The 4731-nt window shown below is 54.9% G+C and carries 4 protein-coding genes; 3 read left to right on the top strand and 1 reads right to left on the bottom strand.

Annotated features, from left to right (window positions below):
• Nucleotides 1-620 (bottom strand): amidohydrolase family protein (locus tag RA27_RS22245; RefSeq protein ID WP_152610775.1); only part of this gene is annotated, 620 nt, incomplete at its 3' end.
• A gap of 126 nt (nucleotides 621-746) precedes the next feature.
• Here RA27_RS22245 and RA27_RS22250 point away from each other — a divergent pair.
• From RA27_RS22250 to RA27_RS22260, 3 genes are all read left to right on the top strand, one after another.
• Entirely contained in the window at nucleotides 747-1619 is an 873-nt protein-coding gene (locus RA27_RS22250; protein ID WP_039544247.1) for a LysR family transcriptional regulator, read from the top strand.
• Between the two features lie 77 nt (nucleotides 1620-1696).
• The gene (locus RA27_RS22255; protein ID WP_039544250.1) at nucleotides 1697-2755 is read left to right on the top strand and encodes a hybrid-cluster NAD(P)-dependent oxidoreductase; all 1059 of its coding nucleotides are present in this window, start codon (nucleotides 1697-1699) and stop codon (nucleotides 2753-2755) included.
• A gap of 27 nt (nucleotides 2756-2782) precedes the next feature.
• A complete protein-coding gene (locus RA27_RS22260) occupies nucleotides 2783-4462 on the top strand; it encodes a BCCT family transporter (RefSeq protein ID WP_193746567.1) in 1680 nt (559 codons plus the stop codon).
• Nucleotides 4463-4731: the final 269 nt, after the last annotated feature.

Genomic DNA, 4731 nt, shown 5'->3' on the forward strand with positions numbered 1-4731 from the left:
AAGGTTGACGGCCCGGCGCCAATGGGGGTCGAGTTGATGCCGCCCTGTCCGCCGAGGTGCATAGCGAATGGCAGGCCCATTTCGGCACAGGCTTCATAGATCGGGTGATAAAACGGATCACCATAGGGGCGCGCTGCGCCGTGGCTCACCAAAACTTGAACGACACGGGGATGCCCACCAACCCGGCGGATTTCAGCAGCGGCCAAATGCGGATCCTGCGGTGCGACCACAATCGAACCCCAGAACCGTTCGTCCTTGGGAAGCCAATAGTCAATCATGTAGTCGTTATAGGCCTTGCACAGCGCGTTGGCGTAATAAGGGTTGGCCAGAGTCGAGGCTTCGATCGGTTCGTCGCCAGTCAGAATTGCTACGTCAATATTGTATTTATCGAGGTGCTTTTCTTTCATGATCAGGTAGTTGTCGTCTTCCTCGACCGGGTTCACATCATGGCGGGCGAAACCTTCGGGATGGAACCACGGGCGGTGGCCGTGGGGGAAGGCGCCGCGCGGGCCGGTACGCTCGCCACGGACAAACATGTCTTTGAACAGACCTTCCATGTACGGTTCCAAAACCGTGGCGCTGCACCAATAGTTGTGGCAGTCGCAATCGACGATGAACATGAACTTCTCCTGTTGCTGGCGCCAAAAGGGCGGGCTTTTCATCTTGTTCAGCGACGCTTGATATCCACGAAGTTTTGGCAAATAAATGCAATTGAAACTCGTCTATCAATCGAGATTACCGATTAAATGAACCGCCAGCTGTTAGTGACCTACATGGATGTTCTGGAAACGCGGAATTTCAACCGTACCGCCGAACGTCTGAATGTGACCCAATCCACGGTCAGCGCCCGCATCCGCCAGCTAGAGCAGGAGTTGAACACACGCCTGTTCGAACGTGGGCGCGGCGGGGCCGAGCCCACGGCTGCGGGTCGGCGTTTTGAAACCCATTGCCGGTCGCTGTTGGCCGCCTGGAGCCTGGCGCGGCGCGACGTTGAAGCTGGCGGCGGCAACAGACAGCGCTTGCGAATATCGGTTCAATTCAGTTTGGCACGATCCGTGCTGATTGACTGGACAAAAGTAGTCCGGGAAAGGAACCCGCATCTGGACCTGTATCTCGAGGCCAATTTCTCGCAACAGATACAGCGCGATGTTCTGACCGGCGAGACCGATATTGGGATTGTTTTTGTCCCACAGCAAGCGCCGGACATGTTTGTCAGCGAATTGGGCAGCGAAAGCTATGTGATGCTGTCCACCAATTGCGACCATGTCGAGGACGTTCAATGGTCACACTACATTCAGGTGGCCTACACATCCTATTTTGACCGCCAGCATGACGAGGCGTTTTCGGATCAACCGCAAAGTTCGACTTCGGTGGGCAGCGATGGCCTAGCGCTGGATTTCCTGAAAGCCAACGGCGGAACGGCTTATTTTCCCGGCTTTGCGGCCCCGGCTTTGTGCGCTGAGTTTTCGACATTGCGACGGGTGACAGATGCACCGGTGATCCCGCAGCCCATCTATTCCATCGTGCATGTACGCAAACGTCATGACCCACTGGTGGCGCAGGCCGTCACCCTGTTCAAAGAGCTGATCCAACACCGATCAATCGCTCAATCCGATTGATACCGCAATTCTGCACCGTTTTTCAGTTCCTCCGCACCAGTATCCTCGCGCGAACCCTATTCTGGAGGTTTCGCAAGATGCTCGTTGCGGCGGACAGTCCGTTTTCCCTGAGTTCAGCCAACAACCAACCCTGCTACGTGGGTGGGCCTGCCACTTTGACCTGCAAAGCGGTGATCGATGAAACGCATGACAGCAAGACATTTGTCTTCGAAGACACGCAAAGCCGCAGCTTCGACTTCAAGCCAGGCCAATACGTGACCTTCTGTTTCGAGATCGAGGGCAAGCAGCATGTACGCGCCTATTCGATCTCGTCCACACCCACACGCCCACACAACATTCAGGTTACCGTCAAGCGAGTACCCGGTGGTATTGTTTCCAACTATCTGAATGATCAGATGGAACCCGGAACAGAGATCGAGATTGCCGATATCACCGGTGGTTTTAACTGGGTTGATATCCCCAGCGACAAACCATTGTTTCTGTCCGGTGGCTCGGGCGTCACCCCAGTCATGTCGATGCTGCAATATGTCACCGACGTGACCTTGCCCAAAGACATCGTCTTTGTGCATTTCGCGCGCTCTCCGAAAGACATCATATTCCGTGATCAGCTTGAGTTTATAAACCGGCGTTTTGCCAATGTGAACGTCCATATGATCGTGGATGAGGCAGAAGACGGGTTTGCAGGCGAAACCGGTCAGATATCGGCTGATCTTCTGCAGCGTCTCGTATCCGATCACGCCGAACGCAGCATTTTCATGTGCGGCCCCGAAGGCTTCATGAAAGCGGCGCGCGACGTGGCCTCGGTCATCCCGTTTGCTGCTGTGCACGAAGAGAGCTTTGGCGAGAAGATCACCATCGAAGAAAGTACCGGCACAGGGGGTGAGGTCTATTTCTCGCTCAGCGGTCTGCATGGTCACGCCGCCGAGGGCGAGACCCTGCTTGAGGCAGCGCTGAACTCAGGGGTCTGGATCGACTCGGCCTGCCAGCAGGGTGTTTGCGGCAATTGCAAAGTGCGCCTCACTCAGGGCGATGTCGAAATGCAGGACATGGGTGGCCTGCAACCTGGTGATACCGAGCAAGGGTATGTGCTGGCCTGCTGCAGTTGGCCGAAAGGTCCTGTCGCACTCGACGCATAAAGTGGAGAATCAAAGGGAGAAGAAAAAGTGTCAATGAAACCACCACTATCGGAACTTCCGATAAAAACCGCTGATAACGGTTTTTACCGGGGGTTCAGTGTTAACGTGACAGTGATCAGCAAGATTGTCATCAGCCTGCTGGTTGTTTGGTGTATAGTTTGGCCAACACAAGCTGGTAGAATTCTTGGCGACTGGAATGCTGCCATTCTTTCGCAGTTTGCTGCTTGGTATATCTGGGTTGTGACCGGCTTTGTCATTGTCTGTATTGGGCTGGCCTTGTGGCCAACCGCAGGACGTATGAAACTTGGCATAGAGGGCGAGAAACCAGAGTTCTCAAACTTTTCATGGTTCTCCATGATGTTTGGCGCGGGTATCGGTGTCGGTATGCTAACTTGGGCCGTCGCCGAACCTGTCGCGCATTTCAAAAACAACCCGTCCGTAATTCAGGGGGTAACGACTGCTCTGGACGTCGACAATGTCCGAACAGCTTATGTCTGGTCGTACCTGCATTGGGGTTTCGGGGCGTGGGCATGTTACGCGATAGCTGGCCTGGCGCTTGCTTTCTTCAGCTACCGTCGCGGACTGCCGCTGACGATCCGCTCCTCATTGACCCCACTGTTTGGTAAATCTCTGTCGGGCAACCTCGGTCATCTGATCGACATTGTCGCCGTTGTTGCCACTATTCTTGGGGTAGCCCAGACGCTCGGCTTCGGTGTTGAACAGTTCGTTGCAGGTCTCACACGCATCGGTATCGGTGGGCTCGCACAACCCGATGGTTCTGCGACAAACTTGGGTATCGTCGTCGCTCTGCTTGTCATCATGGGCGCGTCGACCTTGTCGGCTCTGTCCGGCGTTGGCAAAGGCATCAAATGGCTGTCGAACATCAATATGGGCCTGTCGATCTTCCTTCTCGGGTTCTTCATCCTGTTCGGTGCAACATTCTTTGGCGCCAAAGCGTTCTTCGTAGGCATCTGGGACTATGTGGTCGCGCTGCCATGGCTGAGCTTCAACGTATACACCTCAGATGGAGTTGAGGGGTCGGAAGCATTCCTTCTGGCGCAGTGGCAGGGTTGGTGGCCGGTATTCTACTGGGCCTGGTGGATCGCATTTGCACCTTTTGTCGGTTTGTTTCTGGCCCGGATTTCCCGTGGTCGCACGATCCGTGAATTCGTACTTGGCGCAATGATTGTTCCCGCGCTGATGTGCTTTGTCTGGTTCGCCTGGGCTGGTGGCACGGCCATCGACCTCGAACTGAACGGAGACGCAAATGGCGTCATCCTGGATGCGGCGAACGGCGATAAGATCTTCGCAATGACGGAACACATGCTTGCTCCGATCGCAGAAGCGTTGGCGTGGGCAATGGCCGCTGTGATCGTTGTCTTGCTGATGACCTTTCTTGTCACATCTGCCGACTCGGCCGTGCTGATCGTGAATACGATCAATGCGGCTGGCGACGAAGGCCCCAAAGCAAGACCTCATATCATGTTTTGGGGAGCAGCACTGGCGCTTGTGGTCGGGGGCTTGCTGGTCTCCGGTGGTACCGGGGCGATTCAGACCGCCATGGTGATAGGTGCCTTGCCCTTCTCTATTGTAATGTCGCTGATGTGCATCGCGTTGATCAAAGCAATCTGGAATGATGGGCGGCGCGAAGCAGCTGGCATCGCAACAACAATCTCGCCCGAGGCAAAGACTATGCCAGCCGAATAGAGGTACGCGCACATTAAACTTTTTAATGGCCTCCCGTATTTCGGAGGCCATTTTCTGTTTACCTTCAAGGCGAAATTTGCAGCCAGAGAGGACCTTTGGTTCTTTTGGTCGGTTCAAGACCGACATGGCGCACTCAGTTAAACACGGTCGATTAGGTCACCTTGATGCCGCACTCTGTCAGCAAAACTATGACATCCTGATAGGATGGGGGATATCGCAGATACCCGAACCGGCGAGAAGGACGAAGTCGTGTGAAAAGCGGAGGCATT

The sequence above is a fragment of the Ruegeria sp. ANG-R genome (assembly GCF_000813985.1).
Classification (GTDB): Bacteria; Pseudomonadota; Alphaproteobacteria; order Rhodobacterales; family Rhodobacteraceae; genus Ruegeria.